Annotated in this window: 15 protein-coding genes; 6 read left to right on the forward strand and 9 right to left on the reverse strand. The window is 45.7% G+C overall.

Translation table 11 applies throughout. The annotated features are described in order from the left end of the window. From nqrE to DFP81_RS00340, 5 genes are read right to left on the reverse strand one after another with little or no spacing between them, the layout of a single operon-like run. Positions 1 to 609 carry an NADH:ubiquinone reductase (Na(+)-transporting) subunit E gene (nqrE, locus tag DFP81_RS00320; protein WP_115895770.1) on the reverse strand — a complete coding sequence of 203 codons (609 nt, stop codon included), beginning with the start codon at positions 607 to 609 and terminating at the stop codon, positions 1 to 3. Next, entirely contained in the window at positions 610 to 1,272 is a 663-nt protein-coding gene (locus DFP81_RS00325) for an NADH:ubiquinone reductase (Na(+)-transporting) subunit D (RefSeq protein WP_115895771.1), read from the reverse strand. Then, the gene (locus tag DFP81_RS00330) at positions 1,272 to 2,072 is read right to left on the reverse strand and encodes a Na(+)-translocating NADH-quinone reductase subunit C (protein ID WP_115895772.1); all 801 of its coding nucleotides are present in this window, start codon (positions 2,070 to 2,072) and stop codon (positions 1,272 to 1,274) included. The genes DFP81_RS00325 and DFP81_RS00330 overlap by 1 nt, the downstream gene beginning before the upstream one ends. Continuing rightward, positions 2,065 to 3,261, reverse strand: a complete 1,197-nt coding sequence (locus tag DFP81_RS00335; protein ID WP_115895773.1) for an NADH:ubiquinone reductase (Na(+)-transporting) subunit B — start codon at positions 3,259 to 3,261, stop codon at positions 2,065 to 2,067. The genes DFP81_RS00330 and DFP81_RS00335 overlap by 8 nt, the downstream gene beginning before the upstream one ends. Before the next feature lie 3 nt (positions 3,262 to 3,264). Then, positions 3,265 to 4,602 carry a Na(+)-translocating NADH-quinone reductase subunit A gene (locus DFP81_RS00340; RefSeq protein WP_115895774.1) on the reverse strand — a complete coding sequence of 446 codons (1,338 nt, stop codon included), beginning with the start codon at positions 4,600 to 4,602 and terminating at the stop codon, positions 3,265 to 3,267. Positions 4,603 to 5,051: 449 nt separating this feature from the next. Between DFP81_RS00340 and folX the strand changes: the two genes are divergently transcribed. The 3 genes from folX to DFP81_RS00355 are packed head-to-tail and all read left to right on the forward strand — an operon-like array spanning position 5,052 to position 9,629. Beyond that, positions 5,052 to 5,420: a dihydroneopterin triphosphate 2'-epimerase gene (gene folX / locus DFP81_RS00345; protein ID WP_115895775.1), complete on the forward strand. Its 369-nt coding sequence runs from the start codon at positions 5,052 to 5,054 to the stop codon at positions 5,418 to 5,420. Between the two features lie 7 nt (positions 5,421 to 5,427). Then, positions 5,428 to 8,838: a transcription-repair coupling factor gene (gene mfd, locus DFP81_RS00350; protein ID WP_115895776.1), complete on the forward strand. Its 3,411-nt coding sequence runs from the start codon at positions 5,428 to 5,430 to the stop codon at positions 8,836 to 8,838. Next, positions 8,835 to 9,629 carry a CsiV family protein gene (locus DFP81_RS00355; protein ID WP_115895777.1) on the forward strand — a complete coding sequence of 265 codons (795 nt, stop codon included), beginning with the start codon at positions 8,835 to 8,837 and terminating at the stop codon, positions 9,627 to 9,629. The genes mfd and DFP81_RS00355 overlap by 4 nt, the downstream gene beginning before the upstream one ends. An 82-nt stretch (positions 9,630 to 9,711) precedes the next feature. Here the strand turns inward: DFP81_RS00355 and sohB are convergent, their stop codons facing one another. Next, positions 9,712 to 10,761, reverse strand: coding sequence for a protease SohB (sohB, locus tag DFP81_RS00360; RefSeq protein WP_115895778.1), 1,050 nt, complete (start codon positions 10,759 to 10,761; stop codon positions 9,712 to 9,714). Between the two features lie 177 nt (positions 10,762 to 10,938). Between sohB and nhaB the strand changes: the two genes are divergently transcribed. Continuing rightward, positions 10,939 to 12,438 (forward strand): sodium/proton antiporter NhaB, encoded by a 1,500-nt coding sequence (nhaB, locus tag DFP81_RS00365; RefSeq protein WP_115895779.1) that lies wholly within the window; start codon positions 10,939 to 10,941, stop codon positions 12,436 to 12,438. A 76-nt stretch (positions 12,439 to 12,514) separates the two neighbouring features. Here the strand turns inward: nhaB and dnaQ are convergent, their stop codons facing one another. The 3 genes from dnaQ to DFP81_RS00380 are packed head-to-tail and all read right to left on the reverse strand — an operon-like array spanning position 12,515 to position 14,405. Next, entirely contained in the window at positions 12,515 to 13,228 is a 714-nt protein-coding gene (gene dnaQ / locus DFP81_RS00370) for a DNA polymerase III subunit epsilon (protein WP_115895780.1), read from the reverse strand. Further along, entirely contained in the window at positions 13,225 to 13,668 is a 444-nt protein-coding gene (gene rnhA / locus DFP81_RS00375; RefSeq protein WP_115895781.1) for a ribonuclease HI, read from the reverse strand. The genes dnaQ and rnhA overlap by 4 nt, the downstream gene beginning before the upstream one ends. Continuing rightward, entirely contained in the window at positions 13,665 to 14,405 is a 741-nt protein-coding gene (locus tag DFP81_RS00380) for a class I SAM-dependent methyltransferase (protein ID WP_115895782.1), read from the reverse strand. Before DFP81_RS00380 ends, rnhA begins: the two co-directional genes overlap by 4 nt. A 95-nt stretch (positions 14,406 to 14,500) precedes the next feature. On the opposite strand from DFP81_RS00380, the gene gloB reads away from it, so the two are divergent. Together gloB and DFP81_RS00390 are read left to right on the forward strand one after the other, a co-directional pair. Next, positions 14,501 to 15,274: a hydroxyacylglutathione hydrolase gene (gene gloB / locus DFP81_RS00385; RefSeq protein WP_115895783.1), complete on the forward strand. Its 774-nt coding sequence runs from the start codon at positions 14,501 to 14,503 to the stop codon at positions 15,272 to 15,274. Positions 15,275 to 15,329: 55 nt separating this feature from the next. Further along, complete coding sequence (locus DFP81_RS00390; RefSeq protein WP_115895784.1) at positions 15,330 to 16,967, forward strand: lytic transglycosylase; 1,638 nt, start codon at positions 15,330 to 15,332, stop codon at positions 16,965 to 16,967. Positions 16,968 to 17,008 lie beyond the last annotated feature (41 nt).

A 17,008-nucleotide genomic window follows, 5' to 3' on the forward strand; every position in this document is an offset into this window, starting at 1 on the left:
TTAAAGCTGCACACCCGAAAATGACATAAAGCCTAAGCTCATCAAGCCAACAGTGATAAAGGTAATACCTAGACCACGTAGACCCGCTGGAACATCTGAGTACTTAAGTTTTTCACGGATACCCGCCAACGCAGCAATTGCCAACGCCCAACCGATACCAGCACCCACGCCATAGACAACACTTTCACTAAAGTTGTAATCACGCTCAACCATGAACAAAGACGCACCCATGATGGCACAGTTTACTGTGATAAGCGGCAAGAACACACCCAGCGCGTTGTATAGCGCAGGCATATACTTATCTAGCGTCATTTCCAAAATTTGCACCACAGCAGCAATAACACCGATGTAGCTCAATAGTCCCAAAAAGCTCAAGTCAACGTTTGGCAGACCGGCCCATTGTAACGCACCATCTTTTAACAAGTTTTGGTACAACAAGTTATTCAGTGGCACAGTAATCGTCAGTACAACAATAACAGCAATACCTAGACCCAAAGCAGTTTCTACTTTTTTGGACAAAGCCAACAAAGTACACATACCTAAGAAGAAGGCCAAAGCCATGTTTTCAACGAAAACCGCTTTAACAAACAGACTGATTAAATGTTCCATTTATAGCGCCTCCTGAGCACGTGAGTTAGCTGCAATTTTGAACTCAGGCTCTTCCACTTGCTCTTTCTTATAAGCGCGCAACGCCCAAATAATCAAACCAATAACGAAGAAAGCACTCGGAGGAAGAAGCATCAAGCCATTTGGCTGGTACCAACCACCGTTTTGCACTGTTTCAAAGATCACATGACCAAACAGTTTACCAGCGCCAAGTAGTTCGCGGAAAAACGCGACTATCATCAGCATAGCACTGTAGCCAAGACCGTTACCAATACCGTCCAAGAAGCTCATTCCTGGACCATTTTTCATCGCGTAAGCTTCTGCACGACCCATTACGATACAGTTTGTGATGATCAAACCAACGAAAACGGAAAGCTGCTTACTGATTTCAAAGGCAAACGCTCTTAGTACTTGGTCAACCACGATTACCAAAGAGGCAATGATGATCATCTGCACAATGATACGAATGCTGCTTGGGATGTAGTTACGAATGATCGCAATAAAGAAGTTAGAAAATGCAGTAACCAACGTCAGAGCGATGGCCATAACCAAACTAACATTCATGCTACTTGTAACCGCTAGCGCAGAACAGATACCAAGAATCTGCAAGGCGATCGGGTTATTCGCGAGAATCGGTCCAAATAAGACCTTTTTCACTTCAGACATTATTTCTCTCCTCCACTACGAAGTTTCGCCAAGAAAGGTCCAAAACCATCATCGCCCAACCAGTATTGAACAAGATGTGTTACACCACGACTAGTTAGTGTCGCACCAGACAAACCGTCTACTTTATGAGACGCTTCTGGATCCGCTTTACTAACACCACCTTTGACAAGCTCGATAACAGCCTGACCTTGGTCGTTGTATACTTCTTTCCCTTTCCACAACGCTTTCCAGTTCGGGTTGTCTACTTCACCACCCAATCCAGGTGTTTCACCTTGATCGTAGAAGCCAAAACCAACCACGGTAGAAAAGTCATTCTGTAGTGCCATAAAGCCATACATAGTAGACCATAAGCCATAACCATGTACCGGCAACACAATGCGGTCAATGCCATCGCCAGATTTTACAATGTAAACAGCGGCGTATTTAGCGCGACGCTTAATACTTGCTGGATCTTTATCTGCTGGCAATGCAATCGATAGCTTAGGATCTTTTGCTGCGGCCTTTTGATCGTAAGTCGCAGGGTTAATACCCGCTTCTTTAATCTCTGCTGGCGTTGCAAATTCACCTGTTTGTAAATCAACAATACGTGTTTCTACGTTTTTGAAGATCTCATCAACCGATTTACCAGGTTCCAACATCCCTGCTGCTGCAAGAATGTTTTGCTTACGGTCGAGGTCTTTATTTGCTTTCTGAATAGGCTTAAGACCCACTGCTGCTGCAGCAACAAAAACAGAACAAACCAAACATAGAGCCAACGCGACGAAGAGGGTCTTTTTGATACTTTCGTTACCACTAGCCATTGCGTGCAATCCTCCGTTTGATGTTTGCTTGAACGATAAAGTGGTCAATAAATGGTGCAAACAGATTCGCAAACAAGATAGCCAACATCATACCTTCAGGGTAGGCAGGGTTAACGACACGAACCAATACAACCATGACACCAATTAATGCACCGTAGAACCACTTACCGCATTCTGTCATAGAAGCAGACACTGGGTCTGTCGCCATAAACATCATACCAAAGGCAAAACCACCCAATACCAAATGCCAGTACCAAGGAGTAGAGAACATTGGATTAGAGTCAGAGCCGATTAGGTTAAACAGAACCGAAGTAGCGATCAGGCCAAGCATAACACCGGCGACAATACGCCATGATGCAATGCGCATCACCAACAAGATTGCACCACCAATAAAGATAGCCAAAGTCGATGTCTCACCCATTGAACCTTGCATGAAGCCAAAGAAAGCATCAGACCAAGTCGTTGTTAGGTTAGCAACACCGTCCGCTGCAAGCTGGCTTAACGCCGTCGCACCAGAGAAACCATCTACCGCTGTCCATACAGAATCACCAGACATGGAAGCTGGGTAAGCAAAGAACAAGAAGGCACGACCCGCTAGCGCAGGGTTCAGGAAGTTTTTCCCGGTACCACCAAATACTTCTTTACCTAGCACAACACCGAAAGTGATACCAAGAGCAACCTGCCATAAAGGAATGGTTGGTGGTAACGTTAAGGCGAACAAAATAGAGGTAACAAAGAAGCCTTCGTTTACTTCATGCTTACGCACAGCAGCAAACAACACTTCCCAAAAACCACCCACTACGAAGGTAACAAGATAAACAGGCAAGAAATACATTGCACCATAAATCATGTTATCCCAGATGCTGGCTGGGTTATAAGCAGTCAAACTACCAATAATCGCCTGACGCCAATCATCTCCAGCTGCGACATTCATTGCCTGCATAGCACTGTTTGCTTGGAAGCCAATGTTGTACATGCCGAAGAACATAGCTGGGAAAGTACACATCCAGACCAAAATCATGATGCGTTTCATATCCACTGCATCACGAACATGTGAACCATTTCGTGTTACAGAGCTAGGGCGGTAAAAAATCGTGTCTACGGCTTCATAAAGCGCATACCATTTTTCATATTTTCCGCCACTATGGAACGATGGTTCCATTTTATCGAGTACTTTTCTAAGCCCCATGAATTAACCCTCTTTCTCTATTAGAGTTAGGCAATCCCGAAGGATCGGGCCATATTCGAATTTACCAGAGCAACTATAAGTACACAGAGCCAGATCTTCTTCATCTAACTCTAACGCACCCAATTTTTGGGCTTGCTCAGTATCATTCACCACCAATGCACGCAACAATTGCGTTGGCAAAATATCCATTGGTATCAAGCGTTCAAAGTGACCCAAAGGCAACATAGTACGATCACTACCATTGGTTGTCGTTGTCATGTCAAACGAAGACTTACCCATCAGCTTAGATAGGAATACATTCAACACAGAATGCTTTTCCGTACCCGCACGAAGGTAATGCATCATTTCACGCTCGCGACCTTCACGAAGCACAGACACCTGATTGTGGTAACGACCCAAATACGCAAAAGGACCAAAGGTGTTACGGCCTGATAATACAGAACCCGAAATCACACGGTTATCACCTTCTGCCAACTCATTTGCTAGCAAACCATCAAGACTTACACCCAATTGAGTGCGAACTAGGCGAGGCTTTTTAACTTGTGGCCCAGCAATAGAAACAACACGCTCTACGCTCAGCTCACCACTAACAAAAAGTTTACCGATAGCCACAACATCTTGGTAATTAATAGACCAAACTGTTTTCTTATCGCTGACAGGATCAAGGAAATGAATATGGGTACCCGCCAAACCTGCAGGGTGTACACCAGCAAACTCTTCAACCACAACATCGGTTGTTGTTGGAATTTTCGCGCCAGGTGCCTTACACAAGAAAACTTTACCACTCGTCAAGCGACTTAGCACAGTCAAACCATCAGCAAAGGCTTCCGTTTGATCTGCTAAAACAACTTCAGGGGATGCAGCAAGGGGGTTGGTATCGATTGCGGTAACAAAAATAGAATTTGGTAATGACGCAATCTCAGGAACTTTTGAGTAAGGTCGAGTACGGAAAGCCGTCCATAAACCAGAATCAACTAGGTTTTCAACCACTTTATCGCGATCTAGACCTTTTAGTTCAGAGCCTGCATACGCTGCAAACTTCTCAGATTCGTCGCCCTCTAGCTTAATAACGACCGACTGTAACACACGTCGCTCACCACGATTAATCGCAGCGATAGTACCAGCAGCAGGAGCAGTATATTTCACACCTTCGGTTTTCTTATCCGTAAAGATGACTTGCCCTTTTTTGACCTTATCTCCTTCCGCAACCAACATGGTAGGTTTCATACCATGGTAGTCGGGACCGATTACCGCAACAGTTTTCGCTGCCGCTGCATCTTCAATCACTTGACTGGGAGCTCCACTAATTGGAAGTTCAAGGCCTTTTGTAATTTTATACATATGTTCTGCCCAACAGTAAATTGAACACAAAAGCACTGTACGTTTTGTTCATAACCCCCTCCGGGAAAACATTCATGAACCTATAAAAACCGCTTAGGTTGTTATAAAACGTAAATTCACTTCACCAAAAAACCGCTGTATTATAGTGATCATTAGCTGGCTTGACTACTATTCAACAGAGCCTTTAGGCCCTAACCTATACTCATTAAGGCACTTTTTTGCACATTCCCCCTAGCTTATGGACAAAAAACAACCATAATCTATTGTTTCTTTCTTACAATATCCTTTTTTCATACGCGACAATCACTTCAAATAAAGTACAAACACCCCAAACAGTTAGTAAATTACCAACCACATCGCTCTAGGAGCTACGCTTAGTTGCCATCCAAACAGTAAAGCGACACAATATTCTGATTTTATTAAACGCAGCCCCTCTTAAGGAACGCACTATGCATCAGCTCAACGCGCAGATTCACATAGAAAACCTCCGCTTAAGAACTTACATTGGCTTTAATGAATCAGAAAAAAACAACAAACAGGATGTGGTAATAAACGCATGGATCGATTATTGCGCTAGCGCTGCAAGCCAAAGTGACGACATCAACCAGGCCGTCAATTATCGAACCTTGTGCAAAGACATTATTAAGCACGTTGAGAGCAACCGCTTTTTATTACTGGAAAAACTGACCTCAGAGGTACTGTCACTTTGCACCAATGCCGCCAACGTAAGCGCCGCAAAAGTGACCGTGAGCAAGCCTCATGCATTGCGTTTTGCAGACTCTGTATCACTTACTTTATCGACCCAAAGGGACGCTTAAAAACATCATGTTAGATGCATTATCACTTACCCTAAAAACAGGCTACAAGAATTTAATTGAAGGACTCGATGGCAGCCGTAAAGCATTACAGCTATTGGCCATTGCTAAACAATATAAGCGACCTGCAGTTTGCATTACAAACACCATCGCCGAACTCAATGAACTAGAAGACGAATTGGCTTTTTTAAGCAGCGGCCAGCAAACTGTTTTACGTTTTAGTGATTGGGAAACCCTCCCCTACGACGCCTTCTCTCCTCACCAAGACATTATTTCTCAACGCCTTGAAACCCTTGCTAAGCTGTCAGAATGCGACGCGCCTATCATTCTCACTACCGCCGCGTCCTGTTTAACAAGGCTGTGCCCTAAACAACATCTTGATGCACAGCATTTTCACGTTAAAGAAGGCCAATTACTGGCCCTTGAAAAACTTGCTAAGAAACTCACCGATGCGGGCTATCTCAACGTGGACAATGTTCACGAACATGGTGAGTTTTCAATTCGCGGCGCCTTAATGGATGTATTTCCTATGGGGGCATCCGACCCAATCCGTATTGATTGGTTTGACAATGAAATTGACTCTATCCGTTTTTTTGATGTCGACACTCAGCGCAGCACAGACAAAGTCAGCGAAATAAAAATGCTCCCCGCTAAAGAGTTTCCTACCAGCGCGCAAGGCATACAACAATTTCGCCAACGCTTTCGCGAACGATTCGAGACAGACCCACTATCTAGTCCACTTTACCAAGACATTTCAAGCGGCATTATACCGTCAGGGATCGAATACTATTTACCGCTTTTCTTTACTGAAACCAGCACATTTTTCGACTACCTAGATCCAGAAACCTTAATTGTGCGTATGGACACCTTTAATGAACAAGTCGCCAGCGTACAACTGGATTACCGGAGCCGCCACGAATCCCTCAGCTACGACATTGAACGCCCTATTTTAAAGCCCGAGGAAATTTGCTTACGCGAAGACGAGCTATTCTCACACCTTAACCAATACGCCAGCGTTATTTTCTCCGAGCAAGGAGACAACGCCAATTACCGTCCGCTCGACGAGGTTAAGATCGAGTCCAAATCCCCCACTCCACTGGGCAATCTTAGCCGCTTCCTCGACCATTCATCCGCTCGAGTACTGATTGTGGCTGAGTCCGCAGGTCGTCGCGAAGCACTGCTTGAATTACTCAAAAAACACAAAATTCAGCCTGATTATTGCGAGGACTGGTCACACTTTTTAACCACTAAAAAAAACCTCTGCATTACCGAAGGTAATATTGGTCGTGGCTTTCAAATCAAAAATGACATCGCACTAATAGCCGAAAGTGAAATCCTAGGAGAGCGAGTCTCACAAAAACGTCGCCGTAAGCAGGGCGATGTAAACGAAGACGCCATCATCCGCAATCTCACTGAGTTACGCCTAAATGCGCCAGTAGTGCATATTGATCACGGGGTCGGGCGCTACCTTGGGCTAACTAACTTACAAATAGATGGACAAGAGACTGAGCTGCTCACATTAGGCTACGCTAACGACGCCAAACTCTATGTCCCTGTTTCTTCTTTGCAACTCATTTCGCGCTACACTGGCGCCGATGAAGACACAGCGCCCTTGCACAAACTGGGCAGTGACAAATGGAGCGTTGCCAAACAAAAAGCCGCTGAAAAAGCCCGTGATACCGCGGCTGAATTATTGGAAATTTACGCCAAACGAGAAGCCCGTGTGGGTCATGCATTCAGTAAGCCCGATGACCAATACGAACTTTTTGCCGCTGGCTTTCCATTTGAAGAAACCCCAGATCAGCAACTGGCCATCGACGCGGTAATCCAAGACATGTCCGCGCCAAAACCCATGGACAGACTCGTCTGTGGTGACGTTGGCTTTGGCAAGACAGAAGTGGCCATGCGCGCGGCTTTCCTAGCCGTTGAAGGCGGTAAACAAGTGGCGGTGTTAGTGCCAACCACCTTGCTGGCTCAACAGCATTACGAAAATTTCTGCGACCGTTTTGCCGACTGGCCAGTGGAAGTTGAACTGCTGTCTAGATTCCGTTCCGGCAAGCAATCATCTGCCGCTATCAAACGACTCGAAGAAGGCAAGGCCGACATTGTTATCGGCACCCACAAACTCATTCAAGGTGACATTAATTTCGCCAACTTAGGCTTGGTTATCATTGATGAAGAACACCGCTTTGGGGTCAAACAAAAAGATCAATTTAAAGCATTACGTGCAGAAGTGGACATACTGACGTTAACCGCAACACCGATTCCACGAACCTTAAACATGTCGCTGTCAGGGATTCGTGATTTATCCATCATTGCAACACCACCTGCAAAACGCCTGTCCGTTAAAACCTTTATCAAACAAAAGGACGACTACCAAATAAAAGAAGCCATTTTGCGAGAACTGCATCGTGGCGGGCAGATTTATTACCTGCATAACGACGTGCAAACCATTGAAAAAGCGGCAGCAGATCTTACTGAGTTGATCCCAGAAGCCCGCGTCATCGTTGGTCACGGACAAATGCGCGAACGTGAACTCGAACAGGTCATGTCTGATTTTTACCACAAACGCGCAAATGTACTGGTGTGCTCCACTATTATTGAAACGGGTATCGACATCCCCAATGCCAACACCATTATCATCGAACGTGCCGACAAATTTGGCTTAGCACAACTACACCAACTGCGTGGCCGCGTCGGTCGCTCACACCACCAAGCTTATGCCTACTTACTCACACCGCAAGACAGGAAATTAACCAAAGACGCCGAAAAACGCCTTGAAGCCATCACACTGGCTGATACCCTAGGGGCAGGCTTCACACTTGCCACCCACGATTTAGAAATTCGCGGCACCGGCGAGCTACTGGGTGATGGGCAAAGTGGTCACATTGAACACATCGGTTTCTCTTTGTTTATGGAAATGCTAGATCGTGCGGTTAAATCTCTGAAAAACGGCGAGTCGCCTAACGTCGACATCAGCTCTCCCGCTCTCACCGACATTAATCTTCGCATCCCGGCACTGATTCCAGAAGACTATCTTGGTGATGTACACTCGCGTCTTATTCTCTACAAGCGCATCGCCAGTGCCACCACAGAAGAGGATTTAAAAGATCTTCAAGTGGAAATGATTGATCGCTTTGGTTTATTACCAGAAGCAACCAAAAATCTTTTTAGGCAAACAGACATCAAGTTAAAAGCAGAAAAGCTGGGCATCACAAAAATTGAAGCCAATCAAAAGGAAGGGAAAATTTTCTTTAACAGCACCACTCCAGTGGACCCGATGAAACTGATTCGCTTAATACAAACCAAACCAGACCAATACAAACTGGTAGGGTCAGATACGTTAAAATACATCGCCCCGATGATGAACGCAGAAGCGCGCTTCCAACAAACCTACAAAACATTGGAACAATTACATTGAAAACATACTACTTACTACTCTTAACCTTGGCCGCCTTTAGCACCAAGCTATTCGCTGCGAACACCCCTGAATATGACCCAAGCACAGCACGCGCTTATGAAGCCTACTTGCTGACTTTTGTTTGGCCCGACAAGGAGTCCAGCGAGCAAGTTGACTACAAAAGTGTCATTGCGGGCACTAAGCTACCAAGATACACAGCACCTAATGACGATAACAGCCGCTCATCGGCGGCTAATATTGCACAACTTTCAGTGCCATTTGATAGCTTTAAACGAAAAATCGCACCTCATGCTCAGGTTTTAGTAAATAAGAAATGGACCCTGATCTTTAATACAACTGGCGCCACTGTGCATGAAACCTTTCACAGTGAGCGCATGAAAAATGGCTACCCTGAACTGACTGGCAAGATTGCCATTAAATTGGGCCGCTATTTAGAATCGGATATTCAATATCAACATTACCGCTTTGACCCACGCCCCGTTGCCCCTAGCGACCCAGACACAGCAAGCGACCAAGACACGCAACCAACCCAAGTTTTACCACCTAGCCTTGAACCAACCTTGGTACTCAACCTGGAGCAGAGCAACAAAACCGCCAGTAAAAAGCTCAACTACATTGACCACCCAGTAATTGGCACCCTGATCTATTTTGAACCGATTGCCCTAGACGATGCCATCCAACAAATTGCCCTTGAAAAATTAACCCCAACGGCAGAAGAGGCACAACTAACCTCTAGCAGTGCGGTTCAATTCGCCCCAACTCAAGACGAGACAACAACCAGCAGCCAATAAAACATCATGGCGCTGGATAAAAAAACGCCCGAGCTATGCGCACATAGCCCGGGCGTTTATTTCTGTTTCTCACCAAAGAAGGTCAGAAACCACGCGATTGGATAAGCTTGCTAATCCAAGACACTGCCTTTTGCTCAAATGCCGAGAAAACAGACAAACCAAACCGTTCGGCCATGCCTTTTGGCTGCTTAAACGTCACCTGCACCACATCGGCATTTTCATAATGAGACACCAAATAAGAGTCACTGGTCATCACCTCATCCACCAGCTTATTTTCTAATGCTTCGGCACCATACCAGGTATCACCTGTGGCTATCGCCTCTATGTCTAATCCAGGACGCTGACTGGAAACAAAATTCTTAAACAAAACATGAGTGTCTTCCAAATCTTGTTTGAACTTTTCACGGCCTTCATCGGTATTTTTACCCAACATAGTCAAAGTCCGCTTATAACGGCCTGCCGTGTGCAACTCCACATCAATCAAGCCTTTATCCAACAGACGATGCACATTCGGCACCTGGGCTACCACGCCAATGGAGCCTAAAATAGCAAATGGCGCGGCAATAATTTTATCTGCCACACACGCCATCATGTAACCACCACTCGCGGCCACTTTATCAACACACACCGTTAGCGGAATGTTTGCTTCTTTTACTCGTTGCAATTGAGAGGCTGCTAATCCGTAGCCGTGCACCACACCACCACCACTCTCTAACCGCACAACCACTTCATCTTCAGGTCGCGCTACGCTCAATACCGCCGTGATTTCTTCACGAATTGTTGTGACTGCAGAGGCTTTTATATCGCCATCAAAATCCAACACATAAAGACGCTTCTTACCGTCTGGTTGAGCGTTAGCCTTATGCTGAGCATCTTTTTTCTGGGCTTTCTTATCCAGCTTACGCTGTTTCTTCGCCGCTTTTGCTTGCTCTTTTAAAGTTTTTTTGTCCAACAGCTGATTGTTCAGCTCTGCTTTCATTTTGTCATAACCTTCATTCAGCTTTATCACTGAAAGATTGCCACCGCGCGATTTGCTTTTGCCGCTGGCGATGATGGCTAATAACACACCAATCACAATGGCCACACTGACCAACTTCAACATAAAGCCCGCATATTCTGTCAAAAATTCCAACGCTATTTTCCTTCCTAGTGATAAGTTATTGATGATATTGGGGCAATTAAAATAAATAGCAACGTCTAATAGAAGATTAACAATATAGATACGCGCTGAATTATCCCTTATGATCCTTACATTGCACTCACAATGTGGATAAAATGCGCAAACAAAATAATCATAAAGGAGCAATAAATGAAGGCCACCCTGTCACACGCGCTGAGCGACAACTTCCTAGGAGGCTCACCTCTTTGGTATAAGCAAGCCGTGATCGCATTTTTAATCCTGAATCCTATCCTGCTAATAACGGTTGGCCCCTTCATTACTGGCTGGATATTGATTATTGAGTTCATCTTCACGCTGGCCATGGCATTAAAATGCTACCCACTGCAACCTGGCGGTCTGATCGCAATAGAAGCGGTGCTGTTAGGATTAACCAACCCCCAGGGGGTGTACCAAGAAGTGATCCACAATATCGACGTCATTTTACTATTGATGTTCATGGTGGCTGGCATCTACTTCATGAAAGATATGCTGCTGTTTATTTTCAACAAACTCTTGGTCAAGATCCGCTCCAAACTCATTATCTCGCTGGTATTCAGTTTAGCTGCTGCGATCTTATCGGCTTTTTTAGACGCTCTCACGGTGACCGCCGTATTAATCAGTGTCAGTGTTGGCTTCTATTCCGTCTATCATAAGGTCGCTTCCGATCAGGCCAGCGGCAAATACGATAACAGCAGCGACGACCACATATTACCTGTTAATTACCAAGATCTGGCTCAATTTCGCGCTTTCTTACGCAGCCTATTAATGCACGGCGCCGTCGGCACCGCATTGGGCGGTGTGGCCACCTTAGTGGGAGAGCCTCAAAACCTCCTAATCGCTATGGTTGCAGGCTGGGACTTCGCTGAGTTTTTTCTCCGCGTTGCTCCCATCTCCATGCCAGTCTTGATCTGTGGCCTCCTCACTGTTGTTGTGCTGGAAAAAATGTCTTGGTTTGGCTATGGGGCGACTTTACCGGAAAATGTGCGCAATATTTTAAAGAATTTCGAGGAAGAAGAAGCCAAAAAAAGCACCAACAAGCACAAATCTCAGCTCATAGTTCAAGGCTTTGTAGCATTACTATTGGTACTTTCACTGGCTTTTCATGTGGCAGAAGTCGGTTTAGTTGGGTTGATGGTGATTGTCCTACTAACATCCTTTAACGGCATTACTGAGGAGCATAGAATTGGCCATGCATTTGAAGAAGCTATGCCATTTACCGCTTTGCTAGTGGTGTTTTTTACCGTCGTTTCTGTGATTCACAGCCAACATTTATTCCAACCTATTATTGATCTTGTACTGAATATGCCAGAGCACTCCCAGCCTATCATGTTCTTTATTGCCAATGGCGTACTGTCGGCCATCAGTGATAATGTGTTTGTTGCCACCGTGTATATCGGCGAAGTCAAAGCCGCCCTTGATGCCGGTCACATTACTCGCGAGCACTTTAACACTCTAGCCGTAGCGATTAACACTGGTACAAATTTACCGAGTGTCGCCACACCGAATGGCCAAGCGGCATTTTTATTCTTACTTACCTCAGCGATTGCCCCACTCCTGCGCTTATCTTATGGCACCATGGTGTGGATGGCGTTGCCTTACACCCTAGTACTGAGTTTGGTAGGCGGCTTTTGTGTGCTTAATTTTTTATAGCAGCTTCACGACCAAGCTATAGCGAAAAAAATGCCCTTGATCATCAAGGGCATTTTAGACTCACCAAACCGCTGGGTTAATGCTTAAGCCGCCATAAAGACTGACCCGACTTTTTATCGATTAAATCCAGTCTTTCCTCGTGCATCTTTAACTCTTCGTCATTAGCTCGTAGCACTTTCAACATAGGTCGGTCCGCACTTAGACGACGTATTTGCCCGACGTTTTCATTGCCCTCCGAATCTTGATCCGCGCCATTGCTCAGACCTAGACTGGTTTGCCCACCTGTCATTAATAGGTAAACATCCCCTAAGATCTCAGAGTCCAATAAGGCGCCGTGCAATTCTCGGTGCGAGTTATCAATACCGTAGCGCTTACAAAGAGCATCCAGGTTGTTCTTCTGACCTGGGTGTTTTTTTCGAGCGTATACCAAGCTATCGAACACTTCACAGACTTCTGCAATTTTTGGATAACCTCCCAATCTTGCAAACTCATGATCGATAAAGCCAATATCAAAGGGGGCATTATGGATAATCAGCTCTGCGCCTTTGATAAATTCGAAAAAGTCTTGCGCTATTTCATGAAAGCGAGGTTTGTCAACCAGGTATTCATTGCTAATACCATGAACTCGGAACGCCTCTTCTTCGACTTCACGGTCAGGGTTTATATAGACATGGTAGTGGCGCTTAGTAAATTTTCGCCCCACCATCTCAACACAACCAATCTCAATGATTCGGTGACCTTGTTTTGGATCAATACCCGTGGTTTCGGTATCTAGAATAACTTTTCTCACTGTGCCGCCCTCAACTCATCAATACCCTGATTAGCAAGCTGATCCGCAATTTCGTTACCTTCAATGCCAGCATGCCCTTTGACCCATTTCCAGGTAACATCGTGAAACTGGCACTGCTCATCCAGCGCTTGCCATAAATCTTTGTTTTTAACGGGTTGCTTAGAAGCGGTTTTCCAACCTTTACGCTTCCAACCTGCCAACCATTCTGTAATACCCTTTTGCACATAAGAGGAATCGGTATACAAGGTAACCGAACACTTCTCTTTCAATGCTCTTAGGCCTTCAATGGCGCCCATCAACTCCATGCGATTATTAGTAGTGTCATGCTCTCCACCACACAAACGTTTCTCATGTTCGCCAAAGGTCAACCAAGCACCCCATCCACCAATGCCTGGGTTACCTTTACAGGCTCCATCTGTATATATAATTACTGCTTTCAATCTTTTATCTCTTTCGCTGCTGGCTTAGTAAAAGGAGGCACTCGCACACGAGCGCTTTTCCAACGAGGTTTAAGGGGAATATAACGACGCGTTTGCTTAGTGGCAGTAAGGATATAAACTCCGCCAAAAGGCAACTTAAAAGGTGTTAATACGCGTTCGAACCAACGGCATCGTTGACGCCACTGGGCATTTTTTATCGGTGGTTCATAATGTATAAAGTGCTTCTCTTCTAATGTCAGCCCCGCTACTTTTAACCAATCTTCTAACCGCTTATAGCCAATAAAACGGCCACACCATGGGGCCTTCACACGTTTAGAAAACCATCGTCTTAGCCCCCAAAAGCTTAATGGGTTAAAGCCAATCACAATCAACTTACCACTTGGCAATAAGGTCCTTGCCGCTTCGCGTAAGTCGTCATGAGGGGTTAAGGATAAGTCCAGTGTATGATGCAACACATGCAAATCGACACCGTCCGATTCCAACGGCAATTCATTGGCTTTCGCTACCACTACATTTTTCGGCGCACCTAACTCAAGTTCTGGTGCAATCAAAATACTCTCACGTAACCGATGCTGATCAAATGAAAGATTTTTAAGCGGCGACTGCACTACTAAATAATACCCAACTGCATGGTCTATCTGCCGCTCAATGTGCGCATGTTCCAAGTCTCTTAGGCTGTTTCCCAGTTCTGATTTATACCACGCCTGGAACAATTGTCTTGATTGATCATTCAACATACAATGATTCTCTAATTAACACGGCGCAAGCGCACCATTATTATTGATGCATCACTGAACAGCAGATGCCAATTAAGCAAAAGATAGGCTGTACTATGACATTTATTCCACTGCACGCTTTTAGCGACAATTATATCTGGATAATCCACGAGAAAGATAGCTCACTCATCTGGGCTGTAGATCCAGGGGATGCCAATGTAGTGAGCCAATATTGCGACACTCATGACCTCGAATTAGCCGGCATTTTAATAACCCACCATCACCAAGACCATACGGGGGGAGTCGCGCAATTAAAAGCACACTATCAATGTCAGGTGTATGGCCCGGCACATCTCGCTCCCATGGTCACTCATCCATTACAAGAAGGGGATACAGTGACGGTTTTTTCTCGCTCTTTTCGGGTTTTAGAAACCCCTGGCCATACTTTAGATCATCTTTGTTATTTCAGCGACCAAGACACTCCTGTCTTATTCTCTGGTGACACTCTCTTTCGTGGTGGCTGTGGCCGCATTATGGAAGGTACCCCGGAGCAAATGCTTGCCGCGATGAACAAATTGGCCGCCCTTCCTGACAACACCTTGGTCTACTGTACTCATGAGTACACACTGGCAAATTACCGCTTCGCTTTGCATCTAGATCAGCAAAATAAGGCATTACTAGCGGCACAACAAGACAGCCAGCAAGCGCGTCAGCAAAAGCAGGTCACGTTACCCTCCTCCATGGGCTTAGAGAAACAAACCAACCCCTTTTTGAGAAGCCATATCCCTGCACTTGTCAGCCAAGCGGCGCAACAACTTAACGAAGCCGCCGCCACCAATCAAGTGGATGCTTTTAGCCAAGTAAGACGTGCAAAAGACACTTTTAGTTGACCTGCGCAGTCACACCTTTAGAATGTCCCGACTTTAAATTTAAATTGTGAGTTCCATGATCAAGCATTTTCTTTGGGTTTTGTTTATAAGCCTAGTACTCAGTGGCTGCCAAACAGCATCCAATGTTCAAAATGAAAACAGTACAACAGATCTAGAAAGCGACTCTGACGCCGTCGAAGCCGACGTGCAGCAGACAGGCTTTATTGATACTGTGCCTCCTGTTTCCCCTGATGATGAAGCAACATCGTCTGATGACCAGCAAGCAGATGTCGTTGCCAGTGAGCCACAACCACCTAAAGATTTATGGGTGAGGATGCGCCAGGGGTTCGCCTTGGACTTGGACATCAATAAGCCTCGTCTTTCCTCTCAGTTACGTTGGTACAGCTCCCATTTAAACTACCTCGATCGCGTCTCTGTGCGTGGCCAACGCTACCTCTACTATATTGTGAGCGAATTAGAAAAAGCAGGCATTCCTTCGGAAATCGCCCTACTGCCGATCGTTGAAAGTGGTTTTGACCCTTTTGGCTACAGCCATGGCCGCGCCTCAGGCCCGTGGCAATTCATCCCATCAACTGGGCAAATGTATGGCCTAGATCAAAACTGGTGGTATGACGGGCGCCGCGACATTATCGGTTCGACTCAAGCCGCTATCGCCTACTTGACGCGCCTCAACAAAATGTTCGATGGCAATTGGCTACAAGCATTGGCAGCCTATAATTCAGGCGAAGGCACAGTATCAAGAGCCATTCGTAAAAATAAGCGCGCCGGCAAACCTACGGACTTCTGGTCCCTTGATCTGCCGAGCGAAACACGTGCATACGTACCAAAGCTGCTGGCGCTGGCAAAGATCATTAAAGATCCGAAAAAATACCATTACAAAACCCATTTCATTGCCAACAAACCCTATTTTGAAAGCGTTAACATTGGCGGCCAACTTGACCTTGCCCAAGCGGCAGAAATGGCCGACATCAGTATTGATGAAGTCTACCTGCTTAATCCAGGCTTCAACCAATGGGCCACTGCACCAGATGGCCCACACCGCCTATTAATCCCGATCAAAAAGGCCAAACTGTTTCGCAAGAAGCTTGCTGAGATCCCAGCGGACGAACGGGTTACTTGGGTACGCTACTCAGTGAAAGCGGGTGACAACTTATTGCTGGTCGCTAAAAATCACAATACAACCGTGAGCGTACTTGAAGAAGTCAACAAAATGTCTTCTACCATGATCCGCGTTGGCCAAGAATTAATGATTCCGGTAGCCGGCAATAAGATCGAAAGCTACACACTAAGCTCTCATCAACGCCTGTTAGCCAAACAATCTCGCGCCCCTGGTCGTAATCGAATCAAAATCAATTACACGGTTAAAGCAGGAGATAGCCTCTGGCTGATCGCCAATCGCTACGACACCGATACCAAAACGCTGGCGCGCTGGAACAACATGGGGCTGGCTGACCCTTTGCACCCTGGCAAAAAGCTGGTGGTGTGGCTGGAGCCCAAAGATAACAACAGTAACCGCAGCGTAATGAAAAGAGTTGTCTACACCATCCGCTCAGGGGATTCGCTCGCCATGGTAGCAAACAAGTTTCGGGTATCACTCAATGACATCCGCAAATGGAACCCTATTGTAGGTGGAAAAAAATACGTACAGCCCGGTGACAAAGTGACCTTGCTGGTCAATGTGGTGGGTGGCTAAACCTCAGCACAGCAGATAAAAAAAGGCTTCCAATGGAAGCC

The organism is Marinomonas pollencensis, from assembly GCF_003387375.1.
GTDB lineage: Bacteria > Pseudomonadota > Gammaproteobacteria > Pseudomonadales > Marinomonadaceae > Marinomonas > Marinomonas pollencensis.

Excerpts from the sequence above, each read along its gene's own strand:
- gloB (WP_115895783.1), top strand. The coding sequence starts at position 14,501 with ATGACATTTATTCCACTGCACGCTTTTAGCGACAATTATATCTGGATA.
- DFP81_RS00325 (WP_115895771.1), bottom strand. The coding sequence starts at position 1,272 with ATGTCTGAAGTGAAAAAGGTCTTATTTGGACCGATTCTCGCGAATAAC.
- DFP81_RS00335 (WP_115895773.1), bottom strand. The coding sequence starts at position 3,261 with ATGGGGCTTAGAAAAGTACTCGATAAAATGGAACCATCGTTCCATAGT.
- nhaB (WP_115895779.1), top strand. The coding sequence starts at position 10,939 with ATGAAGGCCACCCTGTCACACGCGCTGAGCGACAACTTCCTAGGAGGC.
- folX (WP_115895775.1), top strand. The coding sequence starts at position 5,052 with ATGCATCAGCTCAACGCGCAGATTCACATAGAAAACCTCCGCTTAAGA.
- DFP81_RS00340 (WP_115895774.1), bottom strand. The coding sequence starts at position 4,602 with ATGTATAAAATTACAAAAGGCCTTGAACTTCCAATTAGTGGAGCTCCC.
- nqrE (WP_115895770.1), bottom strand. The coding sequence starts at position 609 with ATGGAACATTTAATCAGTCTGTTTGTTAAAGCGGTTTTCGTTGAAAAC.
- DFP81_RS00330 (WP_115895772.1), bottom strand. The coding sequence starts at position 2,072 with ATGGCTAGTGGTAACGAAAGTATCAAAAAGACCCTCTTCGTCGCGTTG.
- DFP81_RS00380 (WP_115895782.1), bottom strand. The coding sequence starts at position 14,405 with ATGTTGAATGATCAATCAAGACAATTGTTCCAGGCGTGGTATAAATCA.
- DFP81_RS00390 (WP_115895784.1), top strand. The coding sequence starts at position 15,330 with ATGATCAAGCATTTTCTTTGGGTTTTGTTTATAAGCCTAGTACTCAGT.
- mfd (WP_115895776.1), top strand. The coding sequence starts at position 5,428 with ATGTTAGATGCATTATCACTTACCCTAAAAACAGGCTACAAGAATTTA.